This is a genomic window from Terrabacter ginsenosidimutans (assembly GCF_039539425.1).
Taxonomy (GTDB): Bacteria; Actinomycetota; Actinomycetes; order Actinomycetales; family Dermatophilaceae; genus Terrabacter; species Terrabacter ginsenosidimutans.
In genome coordinates this window covers 45,011-62,050 of the sequence record NZ_BAABDC010000005.1, presented here as the reverse complement: position 1 = coordinate 62,050, position 17,040 = coordinate 45,011, and the positions used below count along the sequence as shown (strand labels likewise).

General features: G+C 72.6%; 17 protein-coding genes. 11 read left to right on the top strand and 6 right to left on the bottom strand.

Going from position 1 to position 17,040, the window contains the following annotated elements:
• Positions 1–79 precede the first annotated feature (79 nt).
• On the bottom strand, positions 80–1,666 hold the full coding sequence (locus ABD831_RS15380) for a tyrosine-protein kinase domain-containing protein (RefSeq protein WP_344948438.1): 1,587 nt from the start codon (positions 1,664–1,666) through the stop codon (positions 80–82).
• A 139-nt stretch (positions 1,667–1,805) separates the two neighbouring features.
• Between ABD831_RS15380 and ABD831_RS15375 the strand changes: the two genes are divergently transcribed.
• From ABD831_RS15375 to ABD831_RS15355, 5 genes are all read left to right on the top strand, one after another.
• Positions 1,806–2,744 carry a WD40/YVTN/BNR-like repeat-containing protein gene (locus tag ABD831_RS15375; RefSeq protein ID WP_344948435.1) on the top strand — a complete coding sequence of 313 codons (939 nt, stop codon included), beginning with the start codon at positions 1,806–1,808 and terminating at the stop codon, positions 2,742–2,744.
• A gap of 61 nt (positions 2,745–2,805) precedes the next feature.
• Positions 2,806–3,684 carry a glucose-1-phosphate thymidylyltransferase RfbA gene (rfbA, locus tag ABD831_RS15370; RefSeq protein WP_344948432.1) on the top strand — a complete coding sequence of 293 codons (879 nt, stop codon included), beginning with the start codon at positions 2,806–2,808 and terminating at the stop codon, positions 3,682–3,684.
• Complete coding sequence (locus tag ABD831_RS15365) at positions 3,684–4,289, top strand: dTDP-4-dehydrorhamnose 3,5-epimerase family protein (RefSeq protein ID WP_344948429.1); 606 nt, start codon at positions 3,684–3,686, stop codon at positions 4,287–4,289. The genes rfbA and ABD831_RS15365 overlap by 1 nt, the downstream gene beginning before the upstream one ends.
• Positions 4,286–4,864, top strand: a complete 579-nt coding sequence (locus ABD831_RS15360) for an arsenate reductase/protein-tyrosine-phosphatase family protein (RefSeq protein ID WP_344948426.1) — start codon at positions 4,286–4,288, stop codon at positions 4,862–4,864. Before ABD831_RS15365 ends, ABD831_RS15360 begins: the two co-directional genes overlap by 4 nt.
• Positions 4,865–4,987: 123 nt before the next feature.
• Positions 4,988–5,941 (top strand): beta propeller repeat protein, encoded by a 954-nt coding sequence (locus ABD831_RS15355; protein ID WP_344948423.1) that lies wholly within the window; start codon positions 4,988–4,990, stop codon positions 5,939–5,941.
• Positions 5,942–5,976: 35 nt separating this feature from the next.
• Here ABD831_RS15355 and ABD831_RS15350 read toward each other — a convergent pair whose 3' ends face one another.
• Positions 5,977–7,083: an LCP family protein gene (locus ABD831_RS15350; protein ID WP_344948420.1), complete on the bottom strand. Its 1,107-nt coding sequence runs from the start codon at positions 7,081–7,083 to the stop codon at positions 5,977–5,979.
• Positions 7,084–7,136: 53 nt separating this feature from the next.
• Here ABD831_RS15350 and ABD831_RS15345 point away from each other — a divergent pair, with 53 nt between their 5' ends.
• The gene (locus tag ABD831_RS15345) at positions 7,137–7,724 is read left to right on the top strand and encodes a hypothetical protein (RefSeq protein ID WP_344948417.1); all 588 of its coding nucleotides are present in this window, start codon (positions 7,137–7,139) and stop codon (positions 7,722–7,724) included.
• Here the strand turns inward: ABD831_RS15345 and ABD831_RS15340 are convergent.
• Entirely contained in the window at positions 7,721–8,833 is a 1,113-nt protein-coding gene (locus ABD831_RS15340) for a glycosyltransferase (RefSeq protein WP_344948414.1), read from the bottom strand. The two genes, ABD831_RS15345 and ABD831_RS15340, sit on opposite strands and share 4 nt — an antisense overlap.
• A 13-nt stretch (positions 8,834–8,846) precedes the next feature.
• Positions 8,847–10,118 (bottom strand): glycosyltransferase, encoded by a 1,272-nt coding sequence (locus ABD831_RS15335; protein WP_344948411.1) that lies wholly within the window; start codon positions 10,116–10,118, stop codon positions 8,847–8,849.
• A 70-nt stretch (positions 10,119–10,188) separates the two neighbouring features.
• Here ABD831_RS15335 and ABD831_RS15330 point away from each other — a divergent pair, with 70 nt between their 5' ends.
• Both ABD831_RS15330 and ABD831_RS15325 read left to right on the top strand, forming a co-directional pair.
• The gene (locus tag ABD831_RS15330) at positions 10,189–11,154 is read left to right on the top strand and encodes a glycosyltransferase family 2 protein (protein ID WP_344948408.1); all 966 of its coding nucleotides are present in this window, start codon (positions 10,189–10,191) and stop codon (positions 11,152–11,154) included.
• A gap of 37 nt (positions 11,155–11,191) precedes the next feature.
• The gene (locus ABD831_RS15325; protein WP_344948405.1) at positions 11,192–12,823 is read left to right on the top strand and encodes a lipopolysaccharide biosynthesis protein; all 1,632 of its coding nucleotides are present in this window, start codon (positions 11,192–11,194) and stop codon (positions 12,821–12,823) included.
• Here ABD831_RS15325 and ABD831_RS15320 read toward each other — a convergent pair.
• Entirely contained in the window at positions 12,760–13,953 is a 1,194-nt protein-coding gene (locus ABD831_RS15320; RefSeq protein WP_344948402.1) for a glycosyltransferase family 4 protein, read from the bottom strand. The genes ABD831_RS15325 and ABD831_RS15320 overlap by 64 nt on opposite strands.
• 114 nt (positions 13,954–14,067) lie before the next feature.
• Between ABD831_RS15320 and ABD831_RS15315 the strand changes: the two genes are divergently transcribed.
• Positions 14,068–15,129 carry a glycosyltransferase family 4 protein gene (locus tag ABD831_RS15315; RefSeq protein WP_344948399.1) on the top strand — a complete coding sequence of 354 codons (1,062 nt, stop codon included), beginning with the start codon at positions 14,068–14,070 and terminating at the stop codon, positions 15,127–15,129.
• 5 nt (positions 15,130–15,134) lie between these two features.
• Here ABD831_RS15315 and ABD831_RS15310 read toward each other — a convergent pair whose 3' ends face one another.
• Positions 15,135–15,770, bottom strand: a complete 636-nt coding sequence (locus tag ABD831_RS15310) for a phosphatase PAP2 family protein (RefSeq protein WP_344948397.1) — start codon at positions 15,768–15,770, stop codon at positions 15,135–15,137.
• Positions 15,771–15,838: 68 nt separating this feature from the next.
• Between ABD831_RS15310 and ABD831_RS15305 the strand changes: the two genes are divergently transcribed.
• Both ABD831_RS15305 and ABD831_RS15300 read left to right on the top strand, forming a co-directional pair.
• Positions 15,839–16,741, top strand: a complete 903-nt coding sequence (locus tag ABD831_RS15305; protein WP_344948394.1) for a nucleotidyltransferase family protein — start codon at positions 15,839–15,841, stop codon at positions 16,739–16,741.
• Positions 16,738–17,031: a hypothetical protein gene (locus ABD831_RS15300; RefSeq protein ID WP_344948392.1), complete on the top strand. Its 294-nt coding sequence runs from the start codon at positions 16,738–16,740 to the stop codon at positions 17,029–17,031. The genes ABD831_RS15305 and ABD831_RS15300 overlap by 4 nt, the downstream gene beginning before the upstream one ends.
• Positions 17,032–17,040 lie beyond the last annotated feature (9 nt).

Sequence of the window (17,040 nt, the reverse complement as noted above, 5' to 3'; positions counted from 1 at the left end):
GACGTCGACGAAGGCCCCGTGACCGGATGGTCGCGGGGCCTCCGCTCTGCTTGAGGCGCCGGGTCTCCGAGCGCGGTCGTCAGTGGAAGATCGAGTCGTCCGCCGGGAAGGCCGGCTGTCGAGCCTCGGACTGCTCCGTGAAGGAGCCACGAGCCGGCGCGGAGCCGTATCCCTGCGGGGCGGCGCCGAGATCGTCGGGCGTGCGCGCCCCCGTGGTCGATGGGCGAGGGGTCACCGGACCGAGGTCCTCGTCACCGGCGACCGGGCGGCGGTGGACTCGGACCGGTCGGCCCTTGGCGCGCTGTCGCTCGCTCTCGGGGCGGTAGTCGTACTCGTAGGTGCCGTAGCCGGCGCCACCCTCCTTGGCCTTGACGCGGTTGAGGATCAGGCCCAGGACTGTCCCGTTGACCGCGTCGAGCGAGTCGAGGGCGCGCCGCACGTGCTCGCGCTGGGCCACACCCGCACCGACGACGACGAGAGCGCCGTCGACGATCGTGCTGAGCACGGCGGCGTCCGTGACCGGCAGCAGGGGAGGCGCGTCGATGAGGACGTAGTCGAAGCGCTCGGTCAGGTCCTCGATGAGCTGCTCCATGTTGGCCGAGCCGAGCAGCTCGCTCGGGTTCGGCGGGATCGGTCCGGCACCGAGCAGGCGCAGGCCGGTGCGACCGAAGGGCTGGAGCACGTCGTCGACCTCGACGCGGCCGACGAGCACGTCCGTCAGCCCGACGGAGCCCTCGAACCCGAGGTAGTCGAGCAGGCGGGGTCGTCGCAGGTCCCCCTCGATGACGACGACCTTGAGGCCGGTCTCGGCGAGGCTGATCGCGAGGTTGGCCGTCGTCGTCGACTTGCCCTCACCCGGGAGGGAGGAGGTGACGACGATCGACTTCGGCGGGTTGGCGACGTCGATGAACTGCAGGTTGGTGCGCAGCGAGCGGAACGCCTCGGCACGCTGCGAGCGGGGGTCGACCTGGACGATGAGCGGGTGGGCCGAGGCGTCGGCGTCGAAGGCAATGCCGCCGAGGATGGTGCGGTCGGTGACCGTCTCGAGGTCACGCTGGGACTTGACCGACTTGTCGAGAACGTCGCGCAGCAGGGCGACGCCGAAGCCGAGCAGGAGCCCCAGCATCAACCCGAGCGCCAGGTTGCGTGTCGGCTTAGGGCTTACCGGTGTGGCGTCCAAGGTCGCCGGAGTCGTGACGGCCACCTCGATGGGGGACGCCTTGCCGGGTCGGCTCTCGATCTTGGCAACATACTTGGGGAAGATCTCACCGATGGCGGCAGCGATTTTCTGGGCCCCCGCAGGCGTGCTGTCGGTCACGGACACGTCTATGAGGACGGTGTCCAGGGGGACCGTGGTGCTCACGCGGTCGGCCAGTTGATCGGAGGTGCTCTTGAGACCCAGGTTGTCGATGACAGGTCCGAGCACGTTGGGGTCCTTCAGCACCTGCGCGTACGTCTTGACGCGCGCCTGCGTGAAGGTGCCCCCCTGCTGCAGTGAGGACGCGGAGTCATCGTTCGTCGTCGACACGAAGAAGCGGGTCGACGATGCGTAGGTGCGTGGAGAGAGGGCGGTGTAGGCGGCTGCGAGGCCGAGGGTCAGGAGCGTCACCGCGGCGATGATCATCCATCGCTTCCGGATGACGTTCAGGTAGTCCTGCAGTTCCACAGTCGTCGTCTCTTCTCGCCGGCCGCGCCCTGGTCACGTGGCTCCTGGTCGGACAATTCCGACACATCAGTCCCCGGCATCCTAGTGCGCGTGTCCGGGATGCGCTGTTTCTGTCCAGCGGGTCCGTAGAGTGACGGGCGTGAAGCAGTGGATGTCGGACAAGTCGGTGGGTCGGATGGCCCTTCTGGGCCTGTTGGCCCTGCTCGTCATCGACGGCCTCCTCGTGGCGCTCGCCTTCCGTCCCGACGCCGCCGAGGCGTCCGCGACGGCGCCCGCTCCCAGGCCCGCGGCCACCTCGGTCGCGACGAGGACCACGGCGGCGACGAAGGCCGCCGAGGCCGTCCCGATCACCAACGCCATCGCGGCCGTCGACGGCAAGCGCGCCTGGCGCGCCAAGCTCGGCACCTGCCGTGACGGTGGCTCGACCATCAGCGTCACCGACGACGGCGGCCGCACGTGGACCAAGCGCGAGACCGCCGCACCGGCGCTCGGACGCATCCAGCCGGTCGGCACCACCCGCGGCTTCGTCATCGGCGCCCCGAAGGACTGCTCGGCGGGGGAGTATGCCACGGACGACGACGGCAAGACGTGGCGCGGCCCCCGCGACATCGAGGGCGGCTGGTCCCGCGTGCCGGGCGGTGACAAGCCCACCCTCGTCATCACCCCGAAGCGCCCCGACGCGCGCCCGTGCGGCGAGACGGCGGTCATCGACCTCGCCCGCGTGAGCGCCTCCAGGGCCGTCGCGGCCTGCGCCGACGGCCGCGTCGTGCGTTCCATCGACGGCGGCTCCCGCTGGACGTCGCTGGCGACGGTCGACGGCACTCTGGCCGTCGCCGCCCGCGAGGAGAAAGGCACCCCGACCGTCTACGTCGCGCGGACGGTCGAGGGCTGCGCCGGCGTCGAGGTCGCCAAGGTGGCCGACGGCAAGGCCTCTCGCGTCGCCTGCGTCACGACGCTGCTCGACGGCTCCGAGGGTCGGGTGTCGCTCAGCGTCGTCGACGACGCCGGCTGGCTCGCCGTCGCCGACGCCACGTGGCGGTCCGGGAGCAGCCTCAAGAGCTGGAGCGCGACCGCGTGACCCTGCTTCGGGCCGTCCCGCATGACGCGTCCGCTGCCGTGTCCCCTTAGGCTGGGCCACCATGAAGGGAATCATCCTTGCCGGCGGCTCGGGCACGCGCCTCCACCCCATCACGCGCGGCATCAGCAAGCAGCTCATGCCCGTCTACGACAAGCCGATGGTCTACTACCCCCTGTCGACGCTGATGATGGCCGGCATCCGCGAGGTCCTCGTCATCACGACCCCCGCCGACTCCGACCAGTTCCAACGCCTCCTCGGCGACGGCGCCCAGTGGGGCATGTCGATCACGTATGCCGTGCAGCCGAGTCCCGACGGCCTCGCCCAGGCGTTCGTGCTGGGTGCCGACTTCATCGGCGACGACGAGGTGGCCCTCGTCCTCGGCGACAACATCTTCTTCGGCCCCGGCCTCGGCACCCGCCTGCGCGACAACACCCACGTGCGCGGCGGCCACGTCTTCGCCTACCGCGTCGCCGACCCCACGGCATACGGCGTCGTCGAGTTCGACCAGGACGGCACGGTCATCTCCATCGAGGAGAAGCCGACGGACCCCAAGTCCAGCTACGCCGTGCCCGGCCTCTACTTCTACGACAACGACGTCGTCGAGATCGCGCGCAACCTCGTGCCGAGCGAGCGCGGCGAGCTCGAGATCACGGCCGTCAACGACGAGTACCTCCGCCGCGGCACCCTCACCGTGACCCCGCTGCCGCGCGGCACCGCCTGGTTCGACACCGGCACGTTCACCGGTCTCATGGAGGCCAGCCAGTACGTCCACGTGGTCGAGGCACGGCAGGGCCAGAAGATCGGCTGCGTCGAGGAGGTCGCCTGGCGCAACGGCTGGATCGACGACGACGAGCTGCGCGTGCACGCCGACGCCCAGGCCAAGAGCGGCTACGGCCTCTACCTGCACGCCCTGCTCACCGAGGCTCGGGAGAGCATCTGATGGACATCCGACCGCTGCGCATCGACGGCGCCTTCGAGATCACCCCCCGTCAGTTCCCCGACGACCGCGGCGTCTTCGCCGAGGGCTTCCGCGCCGATCGCCTCGCAGAGGCCATCGGCCACGAGATGCAGGTCCGCCAGACCAACATCTCGGTGTCGTCCGCCGGGGCGCTGCGCGGCATCCACTTCGCCGACGTGCCGCCCTCGCAGGCGAAGTACGTCACGGCCACGAGCGGCGTCTTCGTCGACTACGTCATCGACCTGCGCGTCGGGTCCCCGACGTTCGGGCAGTGGGACTCGGTCGTGCTCGACACCGTCGGCCGGCGCGCCGTCTACCTCTCCGAGGGGCTGGGGCACGCGCTGGCCTGCGTCGAGGACGGGACGGCCGTCTACCTCTGCTCCGAGGTCTTCAACCCCGACGGCGAGCGCGGCCTCACGCCGCTCGACCCGCGCATCGCGCTGGAGCTGCCCGAGGGCTTCGAGCCGATCCTGTCGCCCAAGGACGCCGCGGCGCCGACGCTCGACGAGGCTCTCGAGGCCGGCATCCTGCCGACGCTCGAGGCGTGCCTCGCCCACACCCGCACCCTGGCGGGCGACCGCTCTTGAGGCGCGTCGGGCGCATCCTCGTCATCTGCACCGGCAACGTCTGCCGCTCGCCCTACCTCGAGCGGCGGCTCCGGCAGCTGCTCGCCGGGCACGACGTCGTCGTCGAGAGCGCCGGCACGCGGGCGCTCGTCGGTGCTGACATCGAGCCCGGCTCGGTGGCGGCCCTCGGTGCCGTCGGCGCCGACACGACCGGTTTCGCCTCGCGCCAGCTCGTCCCTGCGATGCTCGACGAGGCCGACCTCGTCATCGCCGCGACGCAGAGCCACCGCGGCGAGGCCGTCGCCCTGCACCCGCGCGCGCTGCGCAAGACCTTCACCCTCGGCGAGCTCGCCGACCTCGTCCGTGACGCGGACCTGGCCGGGTCGCCAGAGGCGGCGCAGGCCGACACCGACACGCCGTGGGCAGTGGTCGTCGCCGAGGTCGCGCGCGGCCGGCGCGGACTGCACCCGGCTCGCTCCGCGGCCGAATCGGACATACCTGACCCATACGGGCGCAGCTCTGCGGCATATGACCTGATGTCGACCGAAATCGAGTCGCAGCTGCCTGTCGTCGTCGAGGCCCTGACCCCACGCTGACCTCGCGCTAACCGCTGCCGCGAGTTCGCATTCGACGCGGACTGCGGCGTGCGACAAGCGGATTCGCCCCTAGCATGTCCCCGGGGGAAGGTCGGGCAGGCGGGTCGAGGGGGAGTTGCAGCAATGAAGAAACGAGTCGCGACGGCAGGTCTCGTCGCGTTCCTCGCCGTGGACATCGGGCTGGTCGCCCTGGCCCTGCGGTCCGGGCACACCGCGTCCGACGAGCTGCCCGCGGCCTCGACGACGCGCGCCGCCTCGCTCACCACGAGCCCGCCCACGACGTCCTCACCCCCCACCACGACGACGAAGGCCCCGACGACGGCGGCGACCGCCACCGGGGCCAGGGCGGTCCCCGTCTCACGGCTCGTGTCGGCCCTCGACGCGGCAACCGCCTGGCGCGCCACGACGGGCACGTGCGACCGCGGTGGCGCAGCCCTCGAGCTCACCTCCGACGGCGGCCAGACCTGGACGAAGCTGCGTTCACCCACCCGCGCGATCGCTCGCGTGCAGCCCCTCGACGCGACGCGGGTCTTCACCGTCGGCGCCGGAGCCGACTGCACCCTCAAGCAGTACGCGTCCAGCGACGCCGGCCGGACCTGGCTGGCGCCCACCGTGATCAGCGGGGGATGGGCGCGCCGGCTCGACAATCCCACGCAGGTGCTCGCCCCGAAGGAGAGTGCCGCCACTCCCTGCGGGGACGGCGTCGTGCTCGACCTGTCGCGCACCTCCGCGTCCGAGGCGCAGTCGCTGTGCGCCGACGGCTCGGTGGTGCTCACCAGGGACGGCGGCTCGACGTGGACCGACTCCGGTGACGCCCCCGGAGGGATCGCCCTCAGCAACCTCCTCGTCGACAACAGGCTGACGACGTATGCCGTCCGCCTCGTCGGTGCCTGCAAGGGCGTCCAGCTCGTCGAGGTCGTCAAGGGCCGGGCTGCCGACGTGATCGCGTGCGTCCCGGTGCCCGACGCACGGCGCGGCGACGTCGGACTGTCGGTCACCGAGCGGGCCGGCTGGATCGTCGCCGGCAACCAGACGTGGCTCGCGCGGGGCGACCTGACCTCGTGGAAGCGGGCCTGATTGCCGCACGCTCACGAGGCTGAGCCGGCGATCTCCTACTTGTAGGAGTTCAGCGAGTCCGTCCGGATGGCCTCGCCGAGGTCGGCCATCTTGACCTCGTCGACGATGTCGATGGACGCACCCTGGGCGGTCATGCCGAAGCCGGTGAAGGGAGCCGTGATGAACCGGATGTCGTTGCCGCGCAGGTCACGCATCGCCAGCGCCTCCGAGCGCATCGTGCCCACGTCGAGCTTCTGGTCGACCGTGAGGTTCTTCGTCGCCGCATCGATGAACTGGCTGAGGCGCACCGGGTTGAGCAGGACGTCCTTGTTGAGGGTCTTGAGCATGAGCGCCTTGATGAAGGCGAGCTGACGCCGACCGCGGGAGATGTCACCCTCGCTCAGCTGCTTGCGCTCACGGACGAAGGCCAGTGCCATGTCGCCGGTCATGTGCATGGTGCCGACGTTGAAGTCGTAGCCGTCGTCCTTGCTGGGCTCCTCGACGTCGACATCCACGCCGCCGACGGCGTCGGTCATCGCCTTGAAGCCCTCGAAGCCGAGCATCGCGACGTGGTCGATGCGGATGCCGAGCATGTTCTGCATGGTCTTGACGAGCAGCGGGCCCCCGCCGAACGCATACGCGGCGTTGAGCTTGTTCTTGCCCTTGCCCGGGATGGAGACGTAGAGGTCTCGGGGGAAGTGGATGAGGGTGACCCGGGAGTGGTCGTCGGGGACGTGCACGAGGACCATGACGTCGGAGCGGGCGCCGACACGGTCGGGCCCGGCGTCGTTGCCGATGATGAGGTAGTTCGTGCCGGTGCCGGTGGGCTGGACGACGACGTTGCCGTTCTTGTCGGTGGGCTGGCTGTCGGCGCCGGCGTCGGGCAGCAGCAGCTCCTGCTTCACGTTGTTGGTGACGATGTGGTTGAGCCAGGCGAGGTAGCCGCCCACCGCCAGCACGGGCACGAGCAGCAGCACGAGGGCGGCGACGAGCACCTTGCGGTTGCGCTTCTTCTCCCGGCGGCGGGAGCCGCCGTCGGCCGCGGCGCCACCGTCCCAGTCGTCGCCGGACCCACCGGAGCCGCCGTCGCCGTTGCCGGCATCGGCGGAGTCCGATCTGTCACGGTCGAACAGGTCGGTGTCGCGCTCGCGGGTGCTGTCCACGGCGCCAGTGTAGGTGTCGGGAGCGATCCCCACGCCTGCTTACACTGTCCCGCGTGCCACGAGGACAAATGCGACGCGTCAACACCGACGTCCCGCTCGTCGTCGGGGGCGCCGGGGCCTTCGTGGTGCTCGTGTGGCTGCTGATGCACGCCACGGTTCCGCTGGTCACCGTCTTCGACTTCGCCTCCGACGGTCGTCCCAAGCTCTACGCGGCCTTCCTCGCGGGGCTCGCCGGGCTCGCCGGACTGCTGCTTACGCTGCCGCGCGCGCTGGCGCAGCCGGTGGCCGCCGTCCAGCCGTCGGTGCGCAGCCGCCGGCAGGCATCAGCCCTGCGGCGCTCGCACCTGCGCACCGACGTGCTCGGTGTCGTGGCCGTCCTGCTGGCGCAGGTGCCGCTGCCCGCCCCGTGGGGCCCGGCGGGCAAGGCGGCGACCATCGCCAACATCACGAAGTCGCCCGAGATCGTCGAGCTGAGCGCGGTGTTCGCCAACCTCTCGCTCGCCGTCCTGGCGCTCGGTCTCGTCGCCGCCGTCGTCGCCAAGGTCTACCACCACGCCGCGGCCCTGCGCGTGCTCGCGATCATCCTCGCGGTCGGGGCACCCGTCGTCGGGTGGTTCCTCGTCGTGCACGCGATCGGCTAGGGCGCGAGGAGCCGCTCGACCTCGCCGCGGATGCGGGCGTGGAACCGGGCCTCGGAGAAGCGTTCGGCGTGCGCGCGGATGGCCTCTGTGTCCCACGTGCGGTCGCGCGCCGCGACGACGGCGGCCCGGACGGCCTCGGCGGTCGGGGCCTCGAAGAACATCCCGTTGACGTCCTCGTCGATCGTGTCGAGGTAGCCGCCTGCGTGCAGGGCGAGCGTCGGCACCCCGAAGGCCGCGGCCTCGAGCGGGGTCAGCCCGAAGTCCTCGAGGCTCGGCGCGAGGAGCGTGCGCGCGTGCGCGTAGGTCCAGCGCAGCTCGGCGTCGGACAGGCCCGTCACGATGCGGACGTTGTCGGGGGCCTCGGCGCGCAGTCGCGCCTCGAGCGGCCCGGAGCCGACGACGACGAGACGCTCGGGCAGGCCACGCAGGGCCTCGACCGCCACGTCGACGTTCTTGTAGGGCAGCAGCCGCGAGACGACCAGGAGGTAGCCGTCGGCGCCCCAGTCCGCGAGCGCCCTCACCGGCTCCTGCGGATCGGCCGGGTCGATGCCGTAGGGCGGGGCGAGCACGTCCGCCTCGATGCCGTATGCCGTCGCGATGCGCTCCTGGACCACCGTCGAGTTCGCGAGGTAGCGGTCGGCGGACGCGGCGGCCCGCCGGTCCCAGCGGCGCAGGCCGCCGCCGAGAAGCATCAGGACGCGACCCCGCACCGACCGGGCCGCGGGGCCGCCGAGGTAGGCCTCGGCCTGGTAGAGCCACCGCGCGGGCGCATGGCAGTAGACGAGCTTGCGGCCGGTCGCCGGCACGCCGTGCGCCCAGCCGGAGCTCGACACCACGACGACGTCGGCGTCGACGGGAAGGCGCGACACGGCATACGACAGCAGTGGCAGTGCGGCGCGGTGCTCACGCCGGAGCGGGCCGATGCGGTTGAGCGGCGAGACGACGACGTGCGCGTCGCGGAACTCCGGATAGGTGTTCTCGGGGTCGTAGAGCGTCGTGTGGATCGTGGCGTCGGGAAAGGCCCGGTGCAGCGCGAGGACGACCCGCTCGGCGCCGCCGCGCTGGGTCAGGTAGTCGTGCGCGATGGCGACGCGCGGTCGATCTCTCATGGTGTCCGATCGTTCACGAAGGCTCGTGCGGCCCGGTCAGCTGCCGAGAGTCAGTGTGGACCATCCGCGTCCCGCGCGCTCGCGGGCGCCACCACCCCGGGTCGGACGCTGCGGACTGCCAGACCCCGGTGATCCCGGTGGCGCCGCGCTCGGCATCGAAGCGGCCTGCGACATCGGCGTGCGCGCGTGCCGCTCGCGCCAGTGCCTCGACGGGGTGCTCGACCACCTCGAGGATCGCCTCGGCCAGAGCCTGCTCGTCGTTGGGAGCCACGAGCAGACCAGTCTCTGTGCCGACGGGATGGGTGCGCACGATCTCGTCGATCCCGCCGCCGCGCGTCGCCACCACGGGCACACCCCAGGCCATCGCCTCCGTCACCACCTGCCCGAACGGCTCGGGCACCGTCGAGGCGTGGACGCAGACGCTGAGCCCGTCGAGCTGGGGTCGAGGGTCGGTGACGAAGCCGGCGAGCTCCACGACCTCCGCCAGCCCGAGCCGGTCGATCTCGTCGCGGAGCTCGCGCTCGTAGTCGTGCGCCCCGAACGCCGCGGCACCGAGCAGCCGGAAGCGCACGTCAGGACGGGCGTCGACCACCCGGCGGGCGGCGCGGACGAGGACGAGCTGGCCCTTGGTCGGGCTCAACCGCCCCACCATCCCGACGACCGGAGGGCCGGTCGGCTGCCGGTCACGCGGGACGGTGGCCACCTGGTCGGGTGACAGCCCCGGGTTGGCCACGGTGAGCCGCCGGGCGCCGGGCAGGGTGGCGGCGGTGGCCTCGGAGTTGGCGACGACGGCATACGGCACGTGACGGGCCACGGTTCGGAGCGCACGCACCGTCCGCGCCGGGAGGTAGTCGTCGGCGATCCGGTCGTGGACGTGCCAGACGAGCGGGAGCCGCAGCGCGGCAGCGGCGGGCACGGCGAGCAGGTCCGCCTTGAGGGAGGTGGAGTGGAGGACGTCGACGTCGAGGCGGCGCAGGGCGCCGACGAGACGCCCGAGGAAACCGGTCGTCGCCGCTGCGGCGCCCACCGCCCCGACCGGTCCCGTTGCACGAGCCGCGTCGCGCACCGTCGGGTCGAGCGGCACGACGACGACCTGGTGGCCCGACAGGCGGATCCGCTCCTCCAACGGCCCCGAGGAGAAGAGGACGACGACCGGGTCCACGAGCGCCGGGTCGAGCGCGTCCAGCAGCCGGGTCAGCGCGAGCTCGGCGCCCCCGAGCTCGGCCGTGTGGTCGAGGATCGCCACCCGCACGGGACGGTCACGGCAGGCGTCGGCTGGAGGCACGCTCCGAGGCTATCCACCGACCCTCGTGAACCGGGTCGATCCGCGAGGGTTTGCTGCCATACTTCCGCACATGCCGGCCCCTTCGCCTTCCGTCGACGTGGTCGTCGCGACGTTCAACCGCCCCGACAACGTCCGGACCTGCCTCGAGCACCTCGGCCGGCAGACGCTCACCCCAGACGAGATCGTCGTCGTCGACTCGTCCCCGCACCGCCTGACCGCCGACGTCGTCGCCGACTTCCCGGGAGTGCGTTACATCCGCAACGACGCCGGTCCCGGCACCCTCGCGACGTCGCGGGCGATCGGGGTCGCCGAGACCAGCTCCGAGATCGTCACGTTCGTCGACGACGACGCGTACGCCGAGCCCGACTGGCTCGAGAACATCGTCGCCCGCTACGCGGACCCGGCCGTGGGCGCCGTCGGCGGCCGGGCGAGCAACGGCCGGCCCGGCGAGGAGCACGAGGGCCACGACGCCGTCGGGCGCCTGCTGCCCGACGGCACCCTGACCGGCAACTTCGCCGCCGACACCGGCCGCGACCTCGACGTCGACCACGTGCTCGGCGCCAACATGTCGGTGCGCCGATCCGCGCTCGAGCAGATCGGCGGCATCGTCGACCTCTTCCCCGGCACCTGCCTGCGCGAGGAGAGCGACATCATGCTGCGGCTCGGGAGGGCCGGCTACCGCGTCGTCTACACGCCGACGGCCCTCGTCGAGCACGTCGCGGCGCCCTACACCCGGGGGCGTCGCTTCGACGTGCGCTACACCTTCTACGGCCACCGCAACCACGTCGTGCTCCTGTCGCACACGTTCGGCATGGGGGCTCCCATCCTCCGGCGCTACTACGGCACCGCGCTGCGCGGCGTCGGCGGCAACGTCGTCGAGGGCGCCCGCGCCGTCGTGGACGGCGAGCGCACGCCGCGCCAGCGGGTCCGGTCGGTCGGGGGCAAGGCGCTGCACGCGTCGGCGACCCTCGGTGGCCTCGCTGCCGGGACCACGGCCGCCCTCCGCACGCGACTCGGCGACCGACGCCCCGGCTGAGGTGTCGTCCACGGGGCCGGGGGAGCCCGATCAGCGAGTGCCCGAAGACGGACCCGACGACGAGCCCATGCCCGTCGCCGGGATGAGCGCCGGACACCTCCAGCAGCGGGCGGTCCGCGGGGCTGCCTGGACGGTCGTCAACACGTTCGTCGGCATCCCGATCGCCTTCGGCGTCAACCTCGTCGTGGCACGAGTCCTCGGCGCGGCCGACTACGGCCGGCTCGCCCTGCTCACCGCGCTGATGGAGTTCGTCGGTGCCCTGCTCACGAGCGGAGTGGCGACGGCCGTCATCCAGTTCGGGGCGAAGGCGCACGCGGCCGGGCGCACCGCGGACGTCGCCCGGCTGCTCTCCCAGTGGCAGGGCTTCCGGCTGCTCGTGGCCATGCCGGTCCTGGCGGTCGTCGTCTTCGTCGTCGCGGACGTGCCACCGCAGGCGATGGCCGTCGCCCTGGTCTTCGGCGTCGTGCTTCCGGCAGCGCTCGACGGCGGCGCCGCCTGCCTCGGCATCGAGAACAAGACGGCCGACGGCGCCAAGATCGCGCTCGTCACGACGGTGGTGACCCAGGCCGCCGTGCTGGCCGTGGCACTGCTCGTCGGCACCCCTGATGCGGTCTGGGCGACCCGCCTCGTCGTGGTGGGCACCACCGTGGCACTCTGCCTCCTTCGCATCTCTCCGGCCTACCGCGTAGCAGTCCTCAGGCCGGCGTTGCCTCGCGGGCTGCCGCAGGGGTTCTGGGCGTTCGCTGTGCCGATGGGCCTTGCCGGCGTCGTCAGCGGTCTCGTGTCGTCGCGTAGCGAGGTCTTCGTCATGAACTGGCTGGCCGAGCCGGCAGAGCTCGGCATCTACGCGCTGGCCTTCGGGCTGGCCGTGCACGCCTTCGCGCCGGCGCAGGCCCTCGTCGGCCCCCTGATCCCGGCCATCTCGGGGCTGCGTGAGGTCGACGAGGCGGCGGTGAAGCCCGCCTTCCGGCGCGTGACGCGAGCCGGATCGACCGTGGTGGCCCTCATCCTTTCCGTCGGCTTGGCCCCCCTGGCCCTTCTTGTTCCGCTGCTCTACGGACCGGAGTTCGAAGCAGCCTCCCCAGTGGTCCTCGTCCTCGGCATCTCAGCCGGTCTGGCCACCGTCGGCGGGCCGCTCTTCGCGTTCGTGTCCGCGCGGCTCTCCGGCAAGGCGATCCTTGTCGCCAACGTCATCGCACTCGTGGTGGACATCGGCCTCGCGGTCCTGCTCATCCCACCGCTGGGCGCGTGGGGAGCGGTCATCGCCAACGTTGGCGGGGCGATGACCACCCTCTCGATCCTGGCCTGGCAAGAGCTACGGGGCTTGGGGCTGCCTGCCGGGACGGCATTGCGCGACGCCGCGCCGGCGCTGGTGGGCACTGCCTGCGCCGCGATCGTGTTCGCTGTGGGGATGCAGCTGCCCGGGCCCGTCGTCGTGCGCTCGGTCGCAGCGGCGGTCGTCGGAGGCTCCATGTGTGTCGCGGCCATGCGTCTGCTTGGAGTGGGTCTCACCGTGGAGGACCGCGGAGCGGTCGGACGCGCGATCCCCTCACGCGCCGGGCGGGTGGCTCACCTGCTCCTGCGGGCAGTCTCGGTGCCAGACCGTCAAGCGTCGCGCGTCGACGTGTCGGGTGAGGACGTCGACGACGACCCCAGCGCGCGCTCGTAGAGCTCGCAATAGGCCTGGGTGACGGACGACCACGAGTAGCGGCGCACCGTCGAGAGACCTGCCGTGGCCAGCCCGTCCGCGAGGAGGCCGTCGCCCAGCACCGACTCGACCGCGTGGGCCAGCGCGGCGGCGTTGACCGGGTCGACGAGCAGCCCGTCGACCCCGTCGGTGACGAACGACGCGGGGCCGCCGAGACTCGTCGCGACCAGGGGCGTCCCGGCGCGCCAGGCCTCGAGGGCGACGATGCCGAAGGCCTCCTTGCGGCTGGGCACGACGACGACGTCGGCGCGACGCATCCAGGCATGGACGCCCGCCTCGTCGAGGGGACCGACGAGCTGCAGCCGGTCACCGAGGTCGAGCCGGTCACCGAGGGCGCGGAGTGCGTCGCGTTGCGCCCCGTCACCGACGAGCACCAGGGATGCGTCAACGTCGGCGTCGAGGCACGCGAAGGCCTCCACGAGAAGGTCGAATCCCTTTGTCGTCTCGAGCCGCCCGACGCCGAGGACGACACGTCGAGGCCCGAGGTCCACCGAGTCGGGGAGCACACCCGATGCTGGTGCGTCCGGCACCGGTCCGACGCCGTTGGGCACGACCACACCGCCGACGAGACCGAAGCGCTGTCGCAGGTCGTCGAGCACCGGCTCGGAGCACCCGGTCGTCTCCGTTGCCGCATCGATGGCGCGACGGAGCCCGGCCCGGATGAGGGCCGAGGTGCCGAAGGCGTCGTGGTCGTCGGCCGTCGTCTCCCCGTGGCTCGACACCACCAGAGGGGTGCGGGTGCGCCGGGCCAGCGCGGCGGCATACACCCCGTTGGGGCCGAAGCACTGGACGTGCAGCACGTCGGGGCGGAAGGTCCGGAAGGCCGAGCTCCACGCGTGCCAGGCACCCGGCGCCGCCGCGGCGAAGCTCGACAGCGCCCGCGCCGAGCGCGCCGGCATGGGCGTCGGCAGGTGGCGCACGACGGTGCCGTCGAGCTCGGTCACGCCGAGGTGCTCGCCGCGGTCCACGGTCCACACCTCGACGTCCGTGCCGGCGGCGCGCAGCTCGCGAGCGACGTGGCGCACGTGGGACTCCACCCCACCGACGTAGGGGTGGAACGACGAGGCGACGAGGGCGATGCGAGGACTCACCGCGGCTCCTCTCGTCGGGCACGCGTCGTCGGTCGGCCGGCGCGCGGTCTCACCCTACGATGCGAGAGCAGACCCCCACGCTCCTTTCCCGGCACCCCGACAGGCAGGTTCCCCGTGCCCCGGCTCACGATCGCCACGACCGCGACAGCCGTGCCCATGGGGGCTCAGGCCTACCAGCGACACATCGCGTCGCGCGCCTCGGCCGCCCTCGACTCGCTCTCGGACACCGGCGAGCACTGGCAGGTCCGGTCCGTCGTCGCCCGGTCGCTGCGCTCGCCGCTGCCGGGCACCTTCCGCCTGCCGATGGGCTGGCTCCGCGGCGCGTCCCCACGGGCCCGCGCCGCCGTCGGGAGGGTCGCGTATGCCGGGGGTGGGCTCGTGCACCGGATGGACCTCGAGCTGCCTCCCGCGCCGCACGAGGTCGTCACGCTCCACGACGTCGTGGCCTGGCGCTGGCCCGACGAGTCGGCGCCTGTGGCGTCCGCGGCGGCGGAGCTGCGGCGCGCGGCCGCCGTGGTCTGCGTCTCGGCCTTCACCGCAGCCGAGGCAGTCGAGCTGCTCGGGCTGGACGACCCGGTCGTCGTGCCCAACGGTGTCGAGGACCGCTACCTCGGGGCCCAGGCGCTCGGTGCAGAGGGGCTGGCCGCCCTCGGCGTCGACGGGCCGTTCATCCTGACCGCCGGTGGGGCCTCCGAGCGCAAGAACCTCGCCGCCCTCGCCGAGGCCTGGCCGAGGGTGCGCGCGCGCCGGCCGGACCTGACGCTCGTCCTCGCCGGCCCACCCCACCCGCGCCGCACCGAGCTCTTCGGCGCCCTCCCGGGCGTGCGGCTCGTCGGCCGAGTCACCGACGACGTGCTGCCGGGGCTGTATGCCGCCGCGTCCGTCGTCGTCGTGCCCTCCCTCGTCGAGGGGTTCGGGCTTCCGGCGCTCGAGGGCATGGCAGTGGGGGTCCCCGTCGTGGCCTCGAACCGGTCGTCGCTGCCGGAGGTCGTGGGAGACGGCGGACTGCTGGTCGATCCCACCGGCGCGGCCCTCGCCGAGGGCGTGCTCGACGTCCTCGCCGGGGGGAGCGACGTCGAGACGATGGCGCGTCGGGGACTCCAGCGGGCGCGCGGCTTCACGTGGGAGGCGAGCGCGCAGGGGCACGCACGGGTCTGGCGCGCCGTCGCAGGCTGAGCCGCTCAGGCGGGTCGTCGGCTGCTGGCGCCGAGGGCCCGGACGTCGGCGGCGAGGTTGGGGGAGTCCCCGCCGACCACCGCGAACGTCGCTGCTGCCACTGACAGCACGAGCAGCGCGCTGCCGAGCACGTCGCGGGGCTGGTGGGCGTACCACGTGATGTTGCCGAGGCCCACGACCAGGGCAGCCGCCGTCAGCGCGAGCAGACCCCGACGCGTCACCGCACGCGGCCACGCGATGCCGACCCCGACGAGCAGGCCGAGGCCGACGGCGGCGTGGTTCGACGGGAACGCGTCACCACCGGTCGCGAAGACGTCCCGGACCCGCAGCTCGAGGGCCAGCGCCGTCGTGGCGGCAGGCACGACGAGCGCGGCCACCGCGCGACCCCACGCCCCACGGACCACTGCGAGCAGCGCGAGGACGAGGACCACGGGGATGAGCACGAAGATGACGAGGGGACGTGCGAGACGGTCCAGTCCCTGACGCAGTGGGGCGGGGATCCAGTTGAGGATCCATCCGCGCACCGTGTCGTCGATCGCGATCCCGATCCCGGTGCGCGTCGACACCATCGCGAGGAGCACGAAGGCCACCGCGGCAGCGGCCGCGAGCCCGGCCCAGCGCAGGCGATCGCGGTGCGACACGTGCGCCTCCTGTGGGGCTGTTAGGGTGCGATCGACCAGTCCGCCTGCAGTCTATGGGGGTTCACGAGGTGGCAGCCCACGAGGCGACGGAGAGTCCGGCGGCAGCCGCGTCCGTCCCTCTCGAGGTCCGGATCGGCTTCGCGCATGCCAGCCTCCAGTGGATCGCTGACCGTTGCGGGGCAGACCTGATCCACGTCAAGGGCGCTGCCCTCGATCCCACCCTCGTGCCGGGGCGGCGCTACTCCGACGCGGACGTGCTCGCGCGCCCGCACCAGGTGCGGCACCTGCTGGACGAGCTGCGCCGCCACGACTGGGAGCTCATCAACTCCTTCACCTTCGGCTCGTCCTTCGAGCACTCGGCGACCCTGCGCCACGACGACTTCGGCCTGCTCGACCTGCACCGCATCTTCCCCGGCACGGGACCGACGCCGGAGCAGGCCTTCGACACCCTGTGGGCCGCTCGGACGACGACGACCCTCGGCGGCGTCGAGTGCGCCGTGCCGCCGCGCGACGCGCAGGCGGCGCTCCTGCTGCTCCACGCCGCCCGCGGTGGGGGCGACCTCAAGGCCGCGAACGACGTCGAGTGGGTCTGGAACGCGGTGGACGACGCCCAGCGTCAACGGATCCTGGGCTGGATCGACCGGCTCGACGCCGGCCTCGGCTTCTCCGTCATCACCGGCACGCTCGACGACCACCGCGACGACCCGGCATACGACCTCTGGCGCGTCGCCTCCCGCGGCGGCACGCGGATGGACGAGTGGCGCGCCCGGGTGCGCGCCGCCCGCGGGGTGCGCGCCAAGGTCGAGGTCGCGGCCCGCTCGGTCCTCGTCAACGTCGAGCACCTCACGATCGTCCGCGGGCGGCCGGTGAGCCGGGGCGAGGTGCTCGCAGAGTTCTTCGCGAGGCCTCTCCGCGGCCTGCGCGAGCAGGTCGCGCGTCGCACCCACCCCGGCAGGGACGGCGACAGGTGAGCGCCGCGTACCGTCCGGGTCCCGACACCGGCGTCGTCGTCAGCGACGACGGGCGCTCGGTCTTCGTCGCCCGCCTGCCGGGCGGCCCGCTCCTCGTGCTCGAGGGACCGGCGGCAGTCATCTGGGCCGAGGCGACCACCGCACCCGCGCAGGGCTGGGTGTCGCGGGTCGCTGCGTCCGTCGACCAGCCCGAAGACGCCATCTCCGCGGAGGTCACGGCCTTCGTCGACGACCTGCGCGCCCGCGACCTCCTCGTGACGGCGGCCGACGAGACGAACCCCGAGGGATGAGCCGGACCG